The following is a 19250-nucleotide window of genomic DNA, read 5'->3' as shown; positions in this document are numbered from 1 at the left end:
CGACCGCCCCGGGCGGTGACCCCGCCGCGCCGCCCGCCCGCGGCGCCCGTCCGCCCCCGCCCGTACGGCCCGCCGTGGCCGTCCGCTCCGCCGAGAGGAACCACCGTGACCACCACCGGACCGACCCCCGATGCCACCACCGCTGCGGCTTCCGCCGCGCCTGCCTCCGACGCACCGGACGGCGTCGAGCAGACCGAGACCGAGTTCTGGGACGCCCGCTACGCCGCCGAGGACCGCATCTGGAGCGGCAGGGTCAACGCCCCGCTCGTCGAGCACGCGGCGGCCCTCACCCCGGGCAGCGCACTGGACCTGGGGGCGGGCGAGGGTGGCGACGCGATCTGGCTCGCCGCCCGCGGCTGGCGGGTCACCGCGGTCGACATCTCCCGGGTGGCGCTGGAACGCGCCGCCGCCCTCGCCGCCGAACGCGGCGTCGCGGACCGGGTCGACTGGCAGTGCCACGACCTCGGCGCCACCTTCCCGCAGGGCGCATACGACCTCGTCTCCGCCCAGTTCCTCCACTCCTACGGACCGCTGCCGCGCGAGGCGGTGCTGCGCCGTGCTGTCGACGCCGTCAGTCCCGGCGGCACCCTGCTGGTGGTCGGCCACGCGGAGGTGCCCGGCGGACCGAAGGAGCACGACCACCAGGTCCACCTCCCCGGCGCCGCGGAGGTCCTGGAATCGCTGGAGCTGGGCGAGGAGTGGGAGGTCGAACTCTGCGCCGACCTCGACCGGGAGGGCACCCGGCCGGACGGTACCCCCCTCACCTTCCGGGACGCCGTCCTGCGCGCCCGCCGCGCCGGCTGACCCGGCCGCGCCGTGCGGTGCACCGCACGGCCGCTGCCCGGCGCGGCGCGGCGGGGCCCTCGCGCCGCGCCGCCGCGCGCCCAGGTCCTCTCCGGTGAACAGCGCCGCGGGCCAGGCGGGATCTACCGGACAGGACCTAACATGGCGACCATGCCCACCCGTGTCCTGCTCTTCAGCCGTACCACCGGCTACCGCCACGCCTCGATCCCGGCGGCGGTACGCGCGGTCTCCGAACTCGCCGCGGGGCAGGGCTGGTCGGTGACGACGACCGAGGACGCGACTGTGCTCACCCAGGGCCTCTCGGCTGGCGCGGAGCTGGTCGTCTTCCTCTCCACCAGCGGCGAGGTCCTCGACACGGCCGGGCGGGAGGCGCTGCGCGCCCACTGCGAGGCAGGGGGCGGATTCGCCGGAGTGCACGCGGCGACCACCACCGAGTACGACTGGCCCTGGTACGGGCGGCTCGTCGGTGCACGCTTCGACGGCCATCCCGAGATCCAGCCTGCCGTCGTCGAGGTCACCGATGCCGCACATCCCGCGGTGTCCCATCTGCCGCGGCGCTGGGAGTGGACCGACGAGTGGTACAACTTCCGCGACGGGCCGGGTGACGACGTCCGTGTCCTGGCGACCGTCGACGAGTCCACCTACCGCGGCGGGACGATGGGCGCGCGGCACCCGCTGGTGTGGTGCCACGAGCGGTGCGGTGGCCGGTCGTTCCAGACGGCTCTCGGCCACGGGGCGGAGCACTACGACCAGCCGGAGTTCCGCCGCCATCTGCTGGGCGGTCTCGCCTGGGCGGCGCGCCGCGAGGTGGCGCGGACCGTCGACCACTGACCCCGGTCGGCCGGCTCACCGGGGTCCGGTGGGCGCCGTCCTCCCGGGAGGCCGGTGCTACGGTCGCCGGGGCGCGACCGGACCGGGGGCCGACGGGCCCCGGCCGGGCGCCCCGCCGCGCCGCCGGGGCGCGGCGTCGACCCACCGGCAGGACGGGAACGCATGACGCGCGGCGCCACCAGGGCCTACATCGGCTCCTTCACCTCACAGGGCGGGCGGGGCATCACGGTCGCCGCCGTGGACCCGGCGGACGGGGCCCTCACTCCGCTGTCCGACCTCCGCCCCCTGGACAACTCCTCCTACCTGGCGCTGTCGGCGGACGGGCGGACCCTCTACGCGGCGGGCGAGACCGACCAGGGTGCGCTGGCCGCCCTCACCCTCGGCGACCCGGACAACCCGCGCCTCCTCGCCGAGCCGACACCCGCGGGCGGCGCCGGCTCCACCCATCTGGCGGTGGCTGCGCACCGCGTCTACCTGGCCAACTACACCTCGGGGTCGGTCAGCTCGGTCTCCCTCGCCGAGGACGGGACACCGCGGGGCGGCGCCGTGGTGACCCCGCACCGGGGAAGCGGACCGGTGACGGAACGCCAGGCCGGGCCGCACGCGCACGGCGTGGCGCTCTCGCCCGACGGGGCCTGGCTGCTCTGCGCCGACCTGGGCACCGACAGCGTGCTCGTCTACGCCCTCGACCCCGAGGACGGCACCCAGCGGCCCCACGGCAGCCTGAGCCTCCCGGCGGGTGACGGCCCCCGCCACCTCGCCTTCCACCCCGACGGCGGCAGCGTCCAGATCGTCAGCGAGCTGGACCCGCAGGTCACCACGTGTCGCTGGGACCCTGCCGAAGGGACCCTGGAGGTCACCGCGCGCACGCCGCTGCCGGGCCGCGCGTCGGCGGACGACCCCGACTACCCCTCCGGGCTGGGGCTCACCGCCGACGGCCGATGGCTCTACGTCGCGGTCCGCGGCGTGGACGAGGTCGCGGTCCTGGAGCTGGACGGCGATCGCGGGCCGCGCCTGCGAGCCTCCGTGGACTGTGGCGGTCACTGGCCCCGGGACCTCACCGTGAGCGGCGACGGGCGGCGGCTCTACGTCGCCAACGAGCGGTCCGGCGACGTCACCTGGTTCGCGATCGATCCGGCGGACGGGCTCCCCGCCCCCGTCGGGCGACTGGCCCTGCCAGCCCCGGCGTGCGTGGTGCTCCGCGGCTGAGCGCCCACGCGAGCGGCGGTACCCACGCGCACGGCGGTACCCACGCGAACGGCCGGCCCTCCGAGCGGGGGCCGGCCGTCGTTCCGATTGCGGTGGGCGTCAGTGCGCCGAAGCGGGCTGCGGCTGGATGCCGAGATGGCCGGTGTAGGCGGAGAGGACCAGCTTGCCGACGGACGGGTACGCGCCCAGCGGCTCCGCCATGGCGCACCCCGCCTCCTCGGCGGCGGCGGCCAGCAGACCCTCGGGCACCTCCGGACCGATCAGGCACGGCGCCAGCGCCAGCTGCTGCGAACCGGACTCCAGCAGCTGCCGGGCGGCGGCGGCGACCGAGCCCTCGGTGTCCAGACCTGCGGTCAGCACCGGGACGGCGAGCCGCGCCGAGAGCAGCATGCCCGTGATCCCGGCTGCCTGCACGGCCTCCTCACCACCCACGGTGACGAGGATGATCCCGTCCGCGGCGGTGGCGACGGTGAACAGCCGCGCCCGGTCGGCGCGGGCGAGGCCGGCCTCCGAGAGGCGGACATGCACGGCCTCCGCGAGCAGCGGGTGCGGACCGAGCACCTCGGTCAGCGCCGCACCGGAACCACTGTTGAGGACTGCCTGGCGCAGGCCGCGCAGCTGCACGCTGTCGGGGCCCGCGAGCAGCGGCACGACGACGGCCGGGGGCTCGTCCGGGGACTCGACGCGACCGGCGGTCACCTCGGTCAGGACTTCCTGGAGGGCGGGGTACTCCTCACCCTCGCCCTCGGTGAAGGCGACGACCGCGTGCAGGCCGGGCAGCTCCGCGCGGGCGATGCTCACCACTTCCTCGGCCAGGCTCCTGGCCTCGGCACTGGGAGTCCCGGGCACGGCCAGGACCAGCACGGGGGCGCCGTCGGGCGCGGACACCGGCTCCGGGCGGCGGTGCCGTCCTGACTGGCGGGGACGAGGCATTCGTACGGGCAGGCCCGATCCTGGCCCTGTGGAGGAGCTCATGTGGTCGCATGTTAATGCCTTGGTGTGCTCGCATGTTCGGCCGGGGGCGCGCTACGGCACTACTGTCCCCTTTGTCGGTCGATGTCCTTCCTCGATGGGTGCGGACGATTCCGGAGCGTCACATCTCCGGGCGGCGCCGGACATCGGCGGCGTCGAGGGGCGTGCGCCGAGCCGCGCACGACGGCACCACGCCCTCCACGCGCCCCAGGTGGCACTCGCGTTGCCCCGCGAGGCGCCCGCCGGGCTCACACCACGCGGAGCAGCGCGTCGTCGGCCGGCAGCCGCAGCCCGTCGGTGGCCAGCCGTGCGGCGACCAGTAGTGCGCCCTCCAGCGGTCCGCCGACGGCGGCCACCGCCCGGTGCCCCGGCAGCAGCCGGTCGAGGTGCGCGTGCAACGGATCGAGCAGCGGCGCACCGATGTTCAGCAACCCCCCGGTCAGCGCGAGTACCGCGTCCTCGCCGCTGCCGGGACAGGCCGCGGCGGCGGTCTCGGCGATCTGCCGCCCGGCCTCGCCCAGCACGGCGGTCGCCACCGCGTCACCGGCGACCGCCGCTGCGGCCACCGAGGGCGCGAACGAGGCCAGCACCGCCGGACGGTCCGGCCGCGGGTACAGCGAGCCCGGCAGCGAGGCCGGATCGCCGAACCGCTCACGCGCCGCCGCCAGCAACGCCGCGGAACCACCGGCGCGGCCGTCGTGGGCGCGCATCGCCGCCTCCAGACCCGCCCGCCCGATCCACGCCCCGCTGCCGCAGTCGCCGAGCAGGTGGCCCCAGCCGTCGACCCGGCGCCAGACGCGCAGGTCGGTGCCGAGCGCGATCATCCCGGTGCCGGCCGCGACCACGGCGCCCGCCCGCTCGCCCAGCGCCCCCGCGTACCCGGTGACCGCGTCCGCCGCCAGCGCCAGTCGCACGGGGCCGAACAGCCCGGCCAGTTCACGGGGCAGCCTCGCCCGCAGGTCGTCGCCGAGCGTCGCCATACCTGCCGCGCCGACGCAGACGGCCGCCACGGTAGGGGGGTCGGCGTGCCCTTGCGCCCCGTCCTCTTCGCGTGCCGCACGCTCCAGCATCCCGGGCAGTGCCGGCAGCAGCTGTTCCCACAGGTGCCCCGCGTCGATCCCGGCCACCCCGGTGCGCACCGGGGTGCGCGAGACGAAGGTGGAGGCCGCCGTGACCCGGCCGTCGGGGGCGGGCCGCGCCAGCGCCGCGCGCAGCCCGGACCCCCCGGAGTCCACGCCGAGGACCCAGCCGCTCACGGCGCGACCCCGCCGGACGGGGCGCGGGGGCACCCGCGCGCGGGACGGTGGCTGCGGCTGGTCATGGGCGCTCCGGTGGTCGGGCGGGCTGCGACGGCCGGAAGCCTATCGCCAGCGCCCGGGTTCCGACCGGGAGAGCGCCGCCGCCCCCCGTTGGGCCGGTAGGGTGACGGACTGTGGCAGCACGACCGTTGAGTGAACTGATCGAGCCCGGTTGGGCGCAGGCCCTCGCCCCCGTGGAGAGCCGGATCGCGGCGATGGGCGACTTCCTGCGAGAGGAGATCGCCGCCGGCCGGACCTACCTGCCGTCCGGGGCCAACGTGCTGCGCGCCTTCCAGCAGCCGTTCGACGAGGTCCGGGTGCTGATCGTCGGTCAGGACCCCTACCCGACGCCGGGCATGGCGATCGGGTTGAGCTTCGCGGTGGCGCCGGAGGTGCGGCGGCTGCCGGGAAGCCTGGAGAACATCTTCCGGGAGCTCCACGACGACACCGGGGCGCCCCGCCCCGGCAACGGCGACCTCACCCCATGGACCCGGCAGGGTGTCCTGCTGCTCAACCGGGCGCTGACCACGGCCCCGGGCCGACCCGCGGCCCACCGCGGCAAGGGCTGGGAAGAGGTCACCGAGCAGGCGATCCGCGCCCTGGTGGGCCGCGGGAAGCCGCTGGTCTCCGTGTTGTGGGGGAGGGACGCCCGTTCACTGCGCCCCCTGCTCGGCGAACTTCCGGCGGTGGAGTCGGCCCACCCCTCGCCGATGTCGGCGGACCGGGGCTTCTTCGGCTCGCGGCCGTTCAGCCGCGTCAACGAGCACCTCGTGCGGCTCGGCGCGCAGCCGGTCGACTGGCGCCTGCCCTGACCCCGCGTCCCGCCCTCGGCCCGGGGGACGGCGGCGGCCTGCCGGTGGCGGCCCCGGCGTGGGCCGGCCGTATCGCGGTGGGGCGGGTCGTGCCGTGCGGCGCCCCGGGACGGGTGGCGGTCCGTGACGACGCGGACGGCGTCCGCCGGGCGTGCCGTCGTCACTCGGCGAAGAACGCCTCCATGCGCTCGTCGGTGACGCCGCAGTAGACGCCGCGGACCTCCCGCTGCCACACGCCGTACCACTCCTGGAAGCGCGCGACGCTCTCGAAGGTCGCCTGGTCGTAGACGCCGGTGACCGGGACGGTGAAGTGGTCGCCCACCGCGTTCAACTGCTCCTGGAGCGCGCGGACCGCGGCTCCCTCGTCGCCGGGGCCCAGCAGCGCGTTGGGCCCCCGGACCACGTCCTCCGGTGACGACTCCTCGGGGGGCGGCGGGGCGTTCGTCCCGGAGGGCGGTGGCGGCGCCGCGCTGTGGGAGCCCCCGTCCTGCCGGGAGCTGCGATCCGGCGAGCCGTCGCCCGCGGGGCCCTCGGCCTCCCGGTCGACCGGCGGCGGTGCCGGCGCCTCGCCCGAGGCGCCGTCCTCCGCGTCGTGCTCGGCCCCGTCCGGCGGGGCGGGAAGCGCCTCGGTCTCGGTGGCGGTCTCCGGCTCGTCCTTCTCGTCGCGGGGCTCCGGCGGCGGCCCGTCGGGTGCCGGTTCTGAGTCCGGCACCGGGTCCACGTCGTGGTAGGCGGTGTTGTCGGCCGTTCGGCCACCGAGGACCGAGGTCACCACCGCGGTGCAGCCGACCACCAACGCGACGGCGGTACCCGCGAGGAACGACGCCCGGTGATGGCGCGGCTTGCGGTGGCCGCGACGGCCCCCGCCGTGCTCCGTGGCCTCCGGTGGTGTCACGTCCTGGTTCGGAGAGCTCACCGTCGGCACGCTCACCGGCGGAGCGCTCACCGCGGGCGGTGCCGGCGGAGCCGATCGTTCCTGCTGCGGCGCGGAGTGCTGGACCGGGCGAGGATCGTCCTCCCGCACCAGCGGCAGCCGGGCGGTGTCGGAGAACATCGCGAGGTCGCCGGGGTCCGGTCCCTGGTGGGGCGGCAGCAGCGGGCGGATCGGCGCGTACTCCTCGTTCGCCCCGTCCGGCTCCGCGCCCTGCGCGCCTTGGCCGTGCGCCGAGTCGCGGGCGCTCTCGCGGGCGCCGGGCGGGCAGTGGCAGTTCCGGTCCCCGGTCGCCCCGGCCGGGTGCCCGCACGTGGCGCAGGACGTTCCCGGGTTCATGCGGCCCTCCCCATGACGCTTCGACAGCGAAGTGATGATGCCACACCGGGAGGACTCGTGTTCGAGGGGTGTGCGAGCTGTGCCGGGGGCGGTGCGCACCGGTCGGCCGCTGGCCGCGGTGCCCGCCGCGTACCGGTGCTCGGCACGTCGCGGCGCGACGGCTGGCCGGTTTCCGTCGCCCCGCGACGGACTGTCAGCCTTCTGCGGTCGACTCCCGCACGTCCGCCCGCCGGTCCGGGCCCGGGGTGGGGTCGGCGGCGGGCGGGAAGCCGCGCTTCCAGTCGAGCCGGTACCGGTCGAACAGTTCCGCGCGCAGTCGGGCCGCGGGCAGGGCGGCGCCCGGCAGCAGCACGGCGACGACCGCGCCCATCAGCAGCGCCCGGAGTATGGGGTAGTCGGTCTCGGCATCCTCCGAGCCGTGCGCCATGAGCGCGCCCCGCAGCAGGGTGCCCAGCCGCTGCTGTTCCACACAGTGCACGAACCCCTCCTGCTGGAGCAGTCCCGCCATGTGCGCGCGCATCAGCACGGGCTGGTCGACCGCGATGCCCAGCACCGCGTCGATGGCGCGGGCGAGGGTCTCGTCCCCGGCGCCCTCGCCGTGCGGCGCGGGCGCCCGGAGCAGGGCTTCCTCCACCCGGAGGTGCATCAGGCGGTGGACGGCGGACTGGAGGAGGTGCCGCTTGCCGGGGAAGTAGTAGGAGATCAGGCCGCGGGCCGATCCCGAGCGGTCCGCGATGTCCCCCAGCGTGGTCGCCTCGTAGCCGCGTTCCGCGACCAGTTCGACCGTGGCGCGGAGCAGGCGCTCCCGGGAGCGCCGCCGAAGTTCCGCGTTGACCGCGGGTCGGCGAGGGGACATAACGGAAACTCCGCGTTGACTGGCTGGCAGCCAGTATACTGTGGTCGCGCGGCCGTGGAACGCGGCCCGCATTCGGGGGATGCCGGTATCGGGCGGAGCGGGGGACCGCCCGATACCGGCTCTGAACGTGCAGGTCACGGCGGTTGGCGATCGCTTCGGGGCCCGGTTGCGGGGTCTGGGCGCGGTGATTCCGCCCGGCTGCGGAGCTCACCGCTCACCGCTCGCCACCGCCGCGGATCGCCGCATCGCACCCCGCCACCGGCGGTATCCCCCTCTCGGGTGAATCCGCCGGTGCCGGTGGCCTGCTCCCGCACCACCCGGTCCGTCGCGGCTCGTCGTGACGATCAACACTCACCGAGGTGAGGGCCGAGGGGGAGCCGGACGCAGAGCTGAGGAAGGATTCGCGGCGCGCTCCCTCGCCACCGGCTTCGCCTCCGTCGGCGCGGTGGGCGACCGGCCCGTGCGAAGCCGGGGACGGCACAGGGCTCGGGGTGTCAGTCCAGCGTCTGGGTCAGTTCGCTGCGGGTCGCAGGGTGCACGACCCGGCCCCCGGCCCCGTTGACGATGGGCAGGTCGGGCGGGACCTGCCCGCACTCGACGTCGGCGATGATCGGGACACCCAGGGGTCCGAGCGCGTCGAGAACGGCCTGGCGCTGGGTGAGCGAGGGGGCATCAGGTGCCGACGTCCGGCCGACGAGGACCGCGTTCGCCGCGTCGAAGAAGCCGGCCAGTCGCATCCCGTGCAGGTTCCGGCAGAGGGCGAAGGCGTCGTCGCCGGCCACGTCGACATGGGTGAGGAACCCGTCCGGGGATTCGGCCCGCGCGAACGCGGACACGTCGAGATAGGCCGTTCCCGCGAGGTTGCAGAGTGTCTCGATGCCAGCCGCCGATCAGGCGTCTCTCCACCTCCCCGTCCTCCTCCGCGTCCAGCCGGGTCCAGCGGCCGACCGTGTCGAGCGCACGACGCCGCCGCCTCGTCTCGTGAGTTCCGGCGCGCTGTGAACGGACCTGGCACGCCCGGGACCCGACCCGCGCCGTTCGGCGGGGCCCTCTCAGCCCAGCGAGCTGATCCCCGGGGCGAAGGCGACCAGCAGCGGCACGGCCGGCAGCAGCGCCGCCGCGGCGGTCAGTCGCAGCCGTCGCGAACCCGCGAACCGGGGGAGCGGAGCGATGAGCCGGTCGACGCGGCGGGCGAGCGGGCTGGGCAGCTGGCGGTTCGGTGCGAACGCGTCCCGGTCCTCGTTCAGGCCCAACAGCGCCAGGGCGGTCGTCATCCGGCCGTAGCGCCGCGAAGCGCTGTCGTCGGCCGCCATCTCGACCAGCCGGTGCACCTCGCGGTGGAACCCGGCGAAGACCGGAACCTGGGGGAAGCCCCGGGAGAGCGCGCCGGAGCAGTGCAGCAGCCAGTCGTGCCGCGCCCGCGCGTGCCCCTGCTCGTGCGCGAGCACCGCGTCGAGCTGTTTGCCCCGCAGGCGCCGCAGCGCGCCGGAGGTGATCAGCACCTGCCGGTCGGGGCCGGGCAGCAGCCACGCGCCGGGACGGTCGTCCTCGACGACCACGAGCCGCTCGCCGCCGGGCTCCTCGCCGGGCAGTCGGGGCACGCGGGCGAGCAGCGCGGCCCGGCTGCGGCGGCGGGCAGCTCGGGCGGAAGCGATCTCCCGGACCAGCATCACGGCGGTCCACAGGCCGCCGGCGGCGAGCAGCAGCGCGACCGCCGCGGCCCACTGCTGGCCGTCGGGGTGCAGGGCGTAGGCGTCCAGGACGGACGTCGGGGCGGGCGCGAACAGCTGACCGCGGACCCGGTGCCACGCCGCGGCGCCGGAGAGCGCCATGGCCAGGACGCAGCACATCAGGACGGCTGCGACGACGCACTGCCAGACCCACAGCGCGAGGACCGGCTCCCGGTCGGGCCAGGAACCGCGGACCAGCACGCGCGGCGCCAGTGCCGCGGTGAGTCCGCCCAACGCGAGCAGCGTGAGCGCGATGACCATGCCCTCACCCTAGGACCCCGCGCGGGCGCGGGGCTCCCGGGGGTGACGTGCACCTCACCCCCGGGGGCGGGGCGGCCCCGGGTAGGGCCGCCCCGCTCCCGGGGAGGCGGGACGGCCGGCGGGTGCACCCGCTCGGGGCGGGCGGTGGTCAGCCGTGGCCGAGGGCGACGTGGGCCAGTTCCGGCTCGTCCGTGACGACGCCGTCGAGGGCCAGCTCGCGCGCCCGCGCCAGTTCCGCCGCCGTGTTGACGGTCCAGCTGATGACCTCCAGTCCGGCCGCGTGGCACTCCCCGACCACCTCCGGGGTGAGTCGGGGGAACTCGCAGGAGACCATGTCGGCGCCGAGGGCGACCGCCCGTCGGGCTGCGCTGGGGGTGCTCTCCCCGGTGACCAGCGCGATGGGGATGTCGGGCAGCAGGGTCCGGGTCTCACGGAGCGCGGCGTCGTGGAAGGAGATCACCCGTACGCGGTCCGCGATGCCGTTACGGGTGATCGAGGCGGCCAGGACCCGGGCGGCGGCGACGTCCTTGATCTCCGCCTGGACCGGGGAGGAGACGGTCGTCATCACCTCCTCGAAGAGCGGCACCCCTTCGCCGAGCCCCGCGTCCAGGCGGCGCAGCTCCGCCAGCGTCAGCTCCGCGACGCGCCCGCTGCCGTCGGTGGTGCGGTCCACGGTGGTGTCGTGCATGACGACCAGGTGTCCGTCGGCGCTGAGATGGATGTCGAGTTCGACGACGTCCACTCCTTCCTTCTCCGCGCGGCGGAACGAGCGCAGCGTGTTCTCCGGCTCGACTCCCATGAGTCCCCGGTGTCCGACGGTCAGCAGCGGCATGCGTGGTGGGCCTCTCTGGGCGTGCGTCGTGTGCGCGGTGGTGTCCGGCCGTTCTGCGCGGGTGCGGAGCGAGGTGCGCAGGCGGGCCGGAGGGCCGGGGAGGCGGTCGCCTCCCCTGATGGCCGCCGCCACTCTAGGTGACCGGGGTGAACGCCGAGTTCCTGGGGTATGACAGGAAAACCAGCGGTAGAACTGCCGCGAGGCCGTAATATTTACGGTGTGAGGTTTGTCTGCAAGGATCGCTGCCGTCTCGGTGGCCCCGCAGTCACCCCGGGAACAGCACCAGGCGTGGAGGAACGGTCATGACGGAAGCCCGAGTCACCGCAACGGGGTACGAGGTCGCCCCGACTGTCGTCGAGCAGCCCGCGTGGGCTGCGCTCAAGCGTGCCGTCGAGGAGATCCGCCCCGCCCAGTCCGCGGACGGCTCGGTGGACCTCACCGCCCAGGACGCGCCCACCGCCGGGGAACTCACGGAGCAGGTGGAGCGGATAGCCGCCGCCGTCGTCGAGCTGTCGCCGCTGCTGCCGCACGACGCCGCCTACCACCGCGCTCTCGTCGCCGACCTGCGGCGCTGGGCGGAGGGGGGCTTCGGCGTCCCCGATTTCCTCGACTCCCTGCTCGCCTTCACCCCCGCGGCCGAACGGGCCGACGGCCGCCAGCACCTCGTGCTGTTCCCCATGTACACCCAGAACGGCAACCCCGACCGCAACCTGGAGGCGGTCGTGGTCCGGACGGTCTGGCCCGAGTGGCTCGCGGAGCTGGAGGCGACGCGGTACGACAACCCGCTCTTCCTCGGCATCACCTTCGAGGACTTCACCGCCGGCTACGACACCAACTCCGCCGTGCTCTTCCCCGAGACCGTCGCCGTGCGCGAGGCCCCCGAGCGGTTCGGGTGGGGCGGCATCTTCTGCGACCGCGAGGCGGCCCGCTTCCGCCGCGTCGTCGACGCCGCCCGCGACGTCACCCGGCTCGACCTCCCCGAGGACGCCCGCGAGCTCCTCGCCGACCAGCAGCGCTGCGAGCAGACCTTCGTCCTGTGGGACATGGTCCACGACCGCACCCACAGCCACGGCGACCTGCCGTTCGACCCCTTCATGATCAAGCAGCGGCAGCCGTTCTGGATGTACGGGCTGGAGGAGCTCCGCTGCGACCTCACCGCCTTCCAGGAGGCCGTCGAGCTGGAGCGCGAGGGCTACCCGCAGGGCCGCGACGTGCAGTACGCCATCATCCTGGACCGCATCTTCCGCTTCCCCGTCACCGGCGAACGCGTCCGCAACTACGACGGGCTCGGCGGCCAGCTCCTCTTCGCCTACCTGCACCGCCACGACGCGCTCCGCTGGACCGACAACCGGCTGACCATCGACTGGGAGCTCGCGCGCGAGGTGACCGTGCGGCTCCGCCGCGAGATCGAGACCCTCTACCGCGAGGGCATCGACCGGCCGAAGCTCGTCCACTGGCTCAAGGCGTACGACCTCGTCTCCGAGTACCTCTCCCCGCACCCCGGCTCCACCTGGGCCCAGGGGCCGCAGGCGCTGGACCTCTCGCTGCCGCCGCGCAAACTGGTCGACGACGTCCTGCCCGACGAGTTCCCGCTGAGCCTCTTCTACGAGGCCCTCAACCGCAAGCTCCGGAAGGTCGTCGCCTCCACCAAGGGGATCACCGCGGAGCGGCTCACCCCCGCCGCCTGAGAGACGCCCGGCCCGACCGCGCCCCGCCCCGTGCCTCCGCGCAGGCACGGCCCTGCCCGCACGCGGGTACCGGGGGGTCGCCGGGCCGCCCGTCTCTCGCTCGCCCCTGACCGGGGACGACAGGACCGGCCGCCGCCGCACGCGGCATGATGGAAGACCGACGAGGAGAGGCGAGCACCATGACTTCCAGCACACCGGGCGACACCGGCGGGGGCAACCCGCTGGACGGCGCCGTCGTCGCCGTGGCCGGGGCCGGTGGACCTGCGGGCCAGGCCACCCTGCTGCGACTGGCCGGGACCGGCGCCACCGTGGTCGCCGCGGACGCCGACGCCGCCCGACTGGCCACCGCGGTCGACGCCACCCGCGCCGCCTACCCAGGGGCCACCGTCACCGGCGACACGATCGACCTGCTGAACCCGGACGCCGCCCGCGAGTGGGCCGACCGCACCGAGCAGGAGTTCGGCCGCGTCGACGGACTCGTCCACCTCGTGGGCGGCTGGCGCGGCTCGGCGACCTTCGCCGAGACCGACCTCGCGGACTGGGACGCGCTGGAGCCCCTTCTGGTCCGAACCGTGCAGCACACCTCGCTGGCCTTCGACGCCGCGCTCCGCCGCAGCGGCAACGGCCGCTTCGTCCTCATCAGCGCGGCGGGCGCCGGCCGGCCCACCGGCGGCAACGCCGCCTACGCCGCGGCCAAGGCGGCTGCCGAGGCGTGGACGCTCGCCATGGCCGACGGCTTCCGCAAGGACGGCGGCGACGAGGGCCCGCGCGCAGCCGCGGCCGTCCTGGTGGTCAAGGCCCTGGTGCACGACGCGATGCGCGCCGAGCGCCCCAACGCCAGGTTCGCCGGCTTCACCGACGTGCGGGAGCTGGCCGAGGCCGTCACCGACACCTGGAACCGGAACACCGCCGACGTGAACGGACAGCGCCTGTGGCTCACACCCCAGCCGTGAGGCCCGCCGCCGCACGCACCGACGCCAAGCGCCACCACGACCCCGAGGTGCGCGGCTTCGCCAGCGACAACTACGCCGGGACCCACCCCGAGATACTCGCCGCGCTCGCCCTCGCCAACGGCGGCCACCAGGCCGCCTACGGCGCCGACGAGTACACCGAGCACCTGCAGCGCGTCATACGGTCACACTTCGGCGGGCAGGCCCACGCCTATCCGGTCTTCAACGGCACGGGCGCCAACGTGGTCTCGCTGCAGGCCCTCACCGACCGCTGGGGCGCGGTGATCGCCGCGGAGAGCGCCCACATCAACGTGGACGAGGGCGGCGCCCCCGAGCGCGTCGGCGGCCTCAAGCTGCTCACCGTCCCCACCGAGGACGGGAAACTCACGCCCGAGCTGATCGACCGCCAGGCGTTCGGCTGGGAGGACGAGCATCGCGCCATGCCGCAGGTCGTCTCGATCACCCAGTCCACGGAGCTGGGCACCGTCTACACGCCGGACGAGATCCGCGTGATCTGCGACCACGCCCATCAGCACGGGATGCTGGTCCACCTCGACGGCGCGCGGCTGGCCAACGCCTCGGCCTCGCTGGACGTGCCGATGCGCGCCCTCACCAACGTCCCGGGCGTGGACGTGGTCTCCTTCGGCGGCACCAAGAACGGCATGCTCTTCGGCGAGGCCGTGGTCGTGCTCAACCCGGACGCGGTACGACGGATGAAGCACGTCCGGAAGCTGTCGATGCAGCTCCCGTCGAAGATGCGGTTCGTCTCCGTGCAGATCGAGGCGCTGCTCGCGGGCGACCTGTGGCTGCGCGGCGCCCGGCACGCCAACGCCATGGCGGCGCGGCTGGCGGCGGGTGTCCGCGGGGTCGCCGGGGTGGAGATCCTCTACCCCGTGGACGCCAACGCGGTCTTCGCGCGACTGCCCAACGAGGTGAGCGAACGGCTCCAGAAGCGGTACCGCTTCTACTTCTGGGACGAGCGCGCGGGCGAGGTGCGCTGGATGTGCTCCTTCGACACCACCGAGGAGGACGTCGACGGCTTCCTCGCCGCCCTCCGGGAGGAGATGGGCCGCTGAGGGCCGCCCGCAGGCAGCCGGTGCGGTGACCGGGCGGTCCGCCCGGTCACCCCACCGCTCAGAGCGTGTCGGAGACCCCGAGTCGGGTCAGCTCGCGACGTCGGATGCGGTCAGCTGGACGGCGGAGGCGCGCGCCCTCATGCCGGGTTGTGTTCGGGCGTCCCTGACAACGCGGCAGATGGCCACAGCCGGTGCCGCGGGCCCGGCGTGGGGCCTCACGCTCTCAGACCGCGGCGGGCGGGGGCGGGGCGGTGCCGCCCAGATGGGCCGGCAGCCACCAGGTGTCCTTGTCGTCACGCGGCTTGGCCGGGTAGGCGCGCTGTGCCGCCTCCAGCAGTTCCTGCACGCGGTCCCGCACCCGAGCCGTCACCGCCTGGGCGGACTCCTCCGGCTCGGGGGACATGGGGCTGCCGACGCGTATCGTCACCGGGAAGTGGTTGCGGCGCAGGTCGCGGGGGCGCCCCTTGGTCCACAGCCGCTGGGTCCCCCACAGCGCGACGGGCAGTATCGGCACCTGGGCGTCCTGGGCCATCCGGGCCGCGCCGGTCTTGAACTTCTTCAACGTGAACGACTGCGAGATGGTGGCCTCGGGGAACACTCCGACGATCTCGCCCCGACGCAGTGCCTCCACCGCGTTCCGGAAGGCGTGCTCGCCCTGGGTCCGGTCCACCGGGATGTGCTTCATGGCACGCATCAGCGGGCCGGAGACCTTGTGGCGGAAGACGGCGTCCTTGGCCATGAAACGCACGAGCCGCTTCGAGGGCCGGGCGGCGAACCCGGCGAAGACGAAGTCGAGGTAGCCGATGTGGTTGCTCACCAGCACGGCGCCGCCCTCGCGGGGCACGTTCTCCACACCCTGGATGTCGAAACGCAGGTCGAGCGCCTTGAACAGGGTGCGGGCCGCGCCGACCACCGGGGGGTAGACGAGATCTGCCATGTGCTGGGGTTCCTCTTCCGTCCGGGCCAGGGGGGAGGGGTGTCCCCTTGGGCAGGGACACTAACCTACGCTTCCGTAACCTGAAACGGCCGGTCGGTACACGTGCGAAAATCGGGGACGGTGCGCACCCCCGGTGACCGGGCCGGGACCGGCGGCGACGCCGCGGCCGGCGGTGAGTGCGCCGGGTGCCGAGCGGAACACGCCGCGCGTCGACGGGTCGGAACGAGGAGCGGGAGCGGGCGCGATGGGAGATCGGGACGACGCCGCGGTGGAGTGGTTGTCGGCGCTGCCCCGGGGGCTCGGGCGGGTCGCCACGCTGGTGCAGTTCTCCTCGGCGTTCTGCGCCCCCTGCCGGGCCACGCGCCGGGTCCTCGCCGACGTGGCGTCCATGGTTCCCGGCGTCGTCCACGTGGAGGTCGACGCCGACGAGCGGCTGTCCCTCACCCGCGCGGCGGCCGTCCGCGCCACCCCCACCACCGTCGTGCTCGACCGGGACGGGCGCGAGGTCGTCCGCGCGGCAGGCGCCCCGCGCCGTGCCGACGTGATCGCCGCGGTGGGCGCGGCGGCGGGTCGTGGCGGCGTGGACCGCCCCGAGGAGTAGGCCACTTCACACCACCCCGCCCTCCCGGTGTGGTTTCGACTACGCTGTACTGGTGAGTAACAAAGAGGGGCGGGCTGTGCGGCGTCCCCACCCGCCGCGAAACCCCTCCGGCGCATAGGCTGCCGGTCACGGCAGTCGAAGAGGACCCCGAGAGCAGGTAGGAGAGTCGGCGTGAGTCTGAGGATCGTTGTCTGTGTGAAGTACGTGCCCGACGCCAGCGGCGACCGAGCCTTCACCGAGGACCTGACCACCGACCGGGAGTCGGTCGACGGTCTGCTGTCGGAGCTGGACGAGTACGCCGTCGAGCAGGCGCTCCAGATCGCGGGGAGCACGGACGGCGCGGAGGTCACCGTCGTCACCGTGGGCCCGGAGGATGCCGAGGACGCGGTGCGCAAGGCGCTCCAGATGGGAGCGGACAAGGGGGTCCACGTCGAGGACGACGACCTCCACGGCACCGACGCCCTGGGCACCTCCCTGGTGCTGGCGGCGGCCATCGAGAAGACCGGCTACGACCTGGTCGTCTGCGGCATGGCCTCCACCGACGGTGTCATGGGGGTCCTGCCGGCGCTGCTCGCCGAGCGGCTCCGCGTCCCGCAGGTCACCCTGCTGTCCGAGGTGGCCGTGGCGGACGGCGCCGTCACCGGCCGTCGCGACGGAGATGCCGCCTCCGAGCAGCTGAGTGCCTCGCTGCCCGCCGTCGTCTCGGTCACCGACCAGTCCGGCGAGGCCCGCTACCCCTCCTTCAAGGGGATCATGGCGGCGAAGAAGAAGCCCGTCGAGACCTGGGACCTGGACGACCTCGACATCGAGGCGGACACGGTCGGCCTGACAGGCGCCTGGAGCGCGGTGGAGGACGCCACCGCCCGGCCGCCGCGGACGGCCGGCGAGATCGTCACGGACGAGGGCGAGGGCGGCAAGCAGCTGGCCGGCTACCTCGCGGAGCACAAGTTCATCTGACCGCTCCCCGAGCCGGTCCACCTCATCCCACCGCCATCACGCAGGAGCGACAGATCATGGCCGAAGTCCTCGTCCTCGTCGACCACGTCGACGGTTCCGTCCGCAAGCCGACCCTCGAACTGCTCACCCTCGCCCGCCGCATCGGCGACCCGGTCGCGGTCCACCTCGGCCCCGGCGCCGACGAGGCCGCGTCCGTCCTCGCCGAGTACGGCGCGACGCGCGTCCTGGTGGCCGACGCCCCGGAGTTCGCCGACTACCTCGTCGTCCCCAAGGTCGACGCGGTGGAGGCGGCGGTGGCGGCCGTGTCGCCCGCCGCCGTGCTGGTCCCCTCGTCCTCGGACGGGAAGGAGATCGCCGCGCGGCTGGCGCTGCGGCTGGAGTCCGGTCTGATCACCGACGCGGTCGACCTGACCGCCGGTGACGAGGGCCCCGTCGCCACGCAGTCGGTGTTCGCCGCCGGCTTCACCACCCGCTCGCGCATCACCCGCGGCACCCCGGTGATCACCGTGAAGCCCAACTCCACCAGCCCGGAGGCCGCCCCGGCCGCCGGTGCGGTGGAGCAGCTGGAGGTCGCCTTCGGGGAGCTGGCCACGGGCACCACGGTCGTCTCCCGCACCCCGCGCGCATCCACCGGGCGCCCCGAGCTGACGGAGGCCGCCATCGTGGTCTCCGGCGGGCGCGGCGTCAACGGCGCCGAGAACTTCGCGCTGATCGAGGCGCTGGCCGACTCGCTCGGTGCCGCGGTCGGCGCCTCGCGTGCCGCCGTGGACGCCGGCTGGTACCCGCACGCCAGCCAGGTGGGCCAGACGGGCAAGACCGTCTCCCCGCAGCTGTACGTCGCCGCCGGTATCTCCGGGGCGATCCAGCACCGTGCCGGTATGCAGACCTCCAAGACGATCGTGGCCGTCAACAAGGACTCCGAGGCCCCGATCTTCGAGCTGGTCGACTTCGGTGTCGTCGGCGACCTTTTCACCGTCGTGCCGGCCCTGACCGACGAGGTGAAGAACCGCAAGGGCTGAGCCCGGCCCCTCACGCCGCGTCGTTCCGCCCCCGCCATCGCGGTGGCCACGCGCCCCCGCCACCACGCCGCTGCGGCCGAGGGCGTCCGCACCGCGGGCGCCGGTGTGGCCGCGAGCCGGTCGGCCTCCGCGTCGGCGACGACCGGCGGCGCCCCGATACCCCGGTCCTCCGGCGTGGTCCCCAGCGCGAATCCGGCGAGTACCGCGTAGTGCTCCATGACGTCTCCCTGGCTCGGTTCTCCCGGCACCCCGGGGCCGGAACACCCTGTGGCGTCCGTGGACCCCACTCTTCCGGTCCGCCGTTTCGCCCGGTTTTCCCGATGATCAAAGTCGCGTGGCGATCAGGTGTCGGCGGGCGCACCGGGGCCGTCGGCGCCCCCACCGGCCGCCGGCGCATCACCGCCCCGTCACCGCGTCGCCACGGCCCGGAGCCGGGGTGACCCCCGGGGGTGCCCGGGGCTGGACAATGACCGCCCCGTCGGGTGAGGCTTCCAGGCCATGACCACTGATCTTGTCGCCGCGCTCGACATCGGCGGAACGAAGATCGCGGGAGCGCTGGTGGACGACACCGGCGCGGTGCGCGAACGGTTCCAGGTGCCCACCCCTGCCCACGAGAGCGGCGAGGCGGTCCTCGCCGCCGTCACCGACGTGCTCGAACGCCTCGTCGCCGCGCCCGGCTGGGAGCGCGTCCGCGGGCTGGGCATCGGCAGTGCCGGGCCCGTCGACGCCGTCGCGGGCACCGTCAGCCCCGTCAACATCCCCGGCTGGCGCGGGTTCCCCCTCCTCGCGGGGGCCCGCGGAACGGTCGGCGAGCGGCTGCCGCTGGAGCTCGTGGGCGACGGCGCCGCCATCGCGGCCGGGGAGCACTGGTGCGGCGCCGCGCGCGACGCCGCGAACGCGCTCTGCATGGTCGTCTCCACGGGAGTCGGCGGCGGGCTGGTGCTGGACGGGCGACTCCGCACCGGACCCAGCGGCAACGCCGGACACATCGGACACATCTGCGTCGACCTCGACGGCGAGCGGTGCCCCTGCGGCGGCCGTGGCTGCGTGGAGGGCATCGCCAGTGGGACCGCGCTCGCGCGCTCTGTAGGCCCACTCGGCCTCGGTGACGGGCTGCTGGCCCGTGCCGCGCTGGGGCGCCTGACCC

18 protein-coding genes and 1 pseudogene are annotated in these 19250 nt (G+C 74.8%); 11 read left to right on the top strand and 8 right to left on the bottom strand.

The window, feature by feature from the left end:
• Window positions 1-105 precede the first annotated feature (105 nt).
• The 3 genes from HCJ92_RS12860 (at window position 106) to HCJ92_RS12850 (ending at window position 2844) form a co-directional block, all read left to right on the top strand.
• A complete protein-coding gene (locus tag HCJ92_RS12860; RefSeq protein ID WP_167933691.1) occupies window positions 106-804 on the top strand; it encodes a methyltransferase domain-containing protein in 699 nt (232 codons plus the stop codon).
• Between the two features lie 150 nt (window positions 805-954).
• Window positions 955-1635, top strand: a complete 681-nt coding sequence (locus HCJ92_RS12855) for a ThuA domain-containing protein (RefSeq protein WP_167933690.1) — start codon at window positions 955-957, stop codon at window positions 1633-1635.
• Window positions 1636-1797: 162 nt separating this feature from the next.
• Window positions 1798-2844, top strand: a complete 1047-nt coding sequence (locus HCJ92_RS12850; protein ID WP_167933689.1) for a lactonase family protein — start codon at window positions 1798-1800, stop codon at window positions 2842-2844.
• A 99-nt stretch (window positions 2845-2943) separates the two neighbouring features.
• Here HCJ92_RS12850 and HCJ92_RS12845 read toward each other — a convergent pair whose 3' ends face one another.
• Window positions 2944-3819 carry a sirohydrochlorin chelatase gene (locus tag HCJ92_RS12845; RefSeq protein ID WP_167933688.1) on the bottom strand — a complete coding sequence of 292 codons (876 nt, stop codon included), beginning with the start codon at window positions 3817-3819 and terminating at the stop codon, window positions 2944-2946.
• Between the two features lie 245 nt (window positions 3820-4064).
• Window positions 4065-5072 carry an N-acetylglucosamine kinase gene (locus HCJ92_RS12840; protein WP_338054150.1) on the bottom strand — a complete coding sequence of 336 codons (1008 nt, stop codon included), beginning with the start codon at window positions 5070-5072 and terminating at the stop codon, window positions 4065-4067.
• Between the two features lie 176 nt (window positions 5073-5248).
• Here HCJ92_RS12840 and HCJ92_RS12835 point away from each other — a divergent pair, with 176 nt between their 5' ends.
• Window positions 5249-5926, top strand: a complete 678-nt coding sequence (locus tag HCJ92_RS12835) for a uracil-DNA glycosylase (protein WP_167933686.1) — start codon at window positions 5249-5251, stop codon at window positions 5924-5926.
• A gap of 160 nt (window positions 5927-6086) precedes the next feature.
• Here HCJ92_RS12835 and HCJ92_RS12830 read toward each other — a convergent pair whose 3' ends face one another.
• The 5 genes and pseudogenes from HCJ92_RS12830 to HCJ92_RS12810 all read right to left on the bottom strand — a co-directional run bounded on the left by HCJ92_RS12830 (window position 6087) and on the right by HCJ92_RS12810 (window position 10875).
• Complete coding sequence (locus HCJ92_RS12830; protein WP_167933685.1) at window positions 6087-7196, bottom strand: peptidoglycan-binding domain-containing protein; 1110 nt, start codon at window positions 7194-7196, stop codon at window positions 6087-6089.
• A gap of 193 nt (window positions 7197-7389) precedes the next feature.
• Entirely contained in the window at window positions 7390-8052 is a 663-nt protein-coding gene (locus tag HCJ92_RS12825) for a TetR/AcrR family transcriptional regulator (RefSeq protein ID WP_167933684.1), read from the bottom strand.
• 494 nt (window positions 8053-8546) lie between these two features.
• Window positions 8547-9021, bottom strand: a pseudogene (locus tag HCJ92_RS12820) (S66 peptidase family protein); the annotation flags it as partial.
• 83 nt (window positions 9022-9104) lie between these two features.
• Window positions 9105-10043, bottom strand: a complete 939-nt coding sequence (locus HCJ92_RS12815; protein ID WP_167933683.1) for a M56 family metallopeptidase — start codon at window positions 10041-10043, stop codon at window positions 9105-9107.
• Between the two features lie 148 nt (window positions 10044-10191).
• Complete coding sequence (locus tag HCJ92_RS12810; protein WP_167933682.1) at window positions 10192-10875, bottom strand: glycerophosphodiester phosphodiesterase; 684 nt, start codon at window positions 10873-10875, stop codon at window positions 10192-10194.
• 302 nt (window positions 10876-11177) lie between these two features.
• On the opposite strand from HCJ92_RS12810, the gene HCJ92_RS12805 reads away from it, so the two are divergent.
• From HCJ92_RS12805 to HCJ92_RS12795, 3 genes are all read left to right on the top strand, one after another.
• Window positions 11178-12563 carry a DUF6421 family protein gene (locus HCJ92_RS12805; protein WP_167933681.1) on the top strand — a complete coding sequence of 462 codons (1386 nt, stop codon included), beginning with the start codon at window positions 11178-11180 and terminating at the stop codon, window positions 12561-12563.
• A 179-nt stretch (window positions 12564-12742) separates the two neighbouring features.
• Entirely contained in the window at window positions 12743-13516 is a 774-nt protein-coding gene (locus HCJ92_RS12800; protein WP_167933680.1) for an SDR family NAD(P)-dependent oxidoreductase, read from the top strand.
• Window positions 13495-14589, top strand: a complete 1095-nt coding sequence (locus tag HCJ92_RS12795; RefSeq protein ID WP_338054149.1) for a threonine aldolase family protein — start codon at window positions 13495-13497, stop codon at window positions 14587-14589. The genes HCJ92_RS12800 and HCJ92_RS12795 overlap by 22 nt, the downstream gene beginning before the upstream one ends.
• A 223-nt stretch (window positions 14590-14812) precedes the next feature.
• Here HCJ92_RS12795 and HCJ92_RS12790 read toward each other — a convergent pair whose 3' ends face one another.
• Entirely contained in the window at window positions 14813-15526 is a 714-nt protein-coding gene (locus HCJ92_RS12790; protein ID WP_167933679.1) for a lysophospholipid acyltransferase family protein, read from the bottom strand.
• 244 nt (window positions 15527-15770) lie between these two features.
• Between HCJ92_RS12790 and HCJ92_RS12785 the strand changes: the two genes are divergently transcribed.
• From HCJ92_RS12785 to HCJ92_RS12770, 4 genes are all read left to right on the top strand, one after another.
• On the top strand, window positions 15771-16127 hold the full coding sequence (locus HCJ92_RS12785) for a thioredoxin family protein (RefSeq protein WP_167933678.1): 357 nt from the start codon (window positions 15771-15773) through the stop codon (window positions 16125-16127).
• Window positions 16128-16298: 171 nt separating this feature from the next.
• A complete protein-coding gene (locus tag HCJ92_RS12780; RefSeq protein WP_167933677.1) occupies window positions 16299-17084 on the top strand; it encodes an electron transfer flavoprotein subunit beta/FixA family protein in 786 nt (261 codons plus the stop codon).
• A 56-nt stretch (window positions 17085-17140) separates the two neighbouring features.
• A complete protein-coding gene (locus HCJ92_RS12775; protein WP_167933676.1) occupies window positions 17141-18103 on the top strand; it encodes an electron transfer flavoprotein subunit alpha/FixB family protein in 963 nt (320 codons plus the stop codon).
• A gap of 498 nt (window positions 18104-18601) precedes the next feature.
• On the top strand, window positions 18602-19250 hold a 649-nt coding region (locus tag HCJ92_RS12770; RefSeq protein ID WP_167933675.1), incomplete at its 3' end, for an ROK family protein.

Source organism: Streptomyces spiramenti, assembly GCF_012034385.1.
GTDB classification, from domain to species: Bacteria; Actinomycetota; Actinomycetes; order Streptomycetales; family Streptomycetaceae; genus Streptomyces; species Streptomyces spiramenti.
This window is presented reverse-complemented; position numbering and strand designations above follow the sequence as displayed.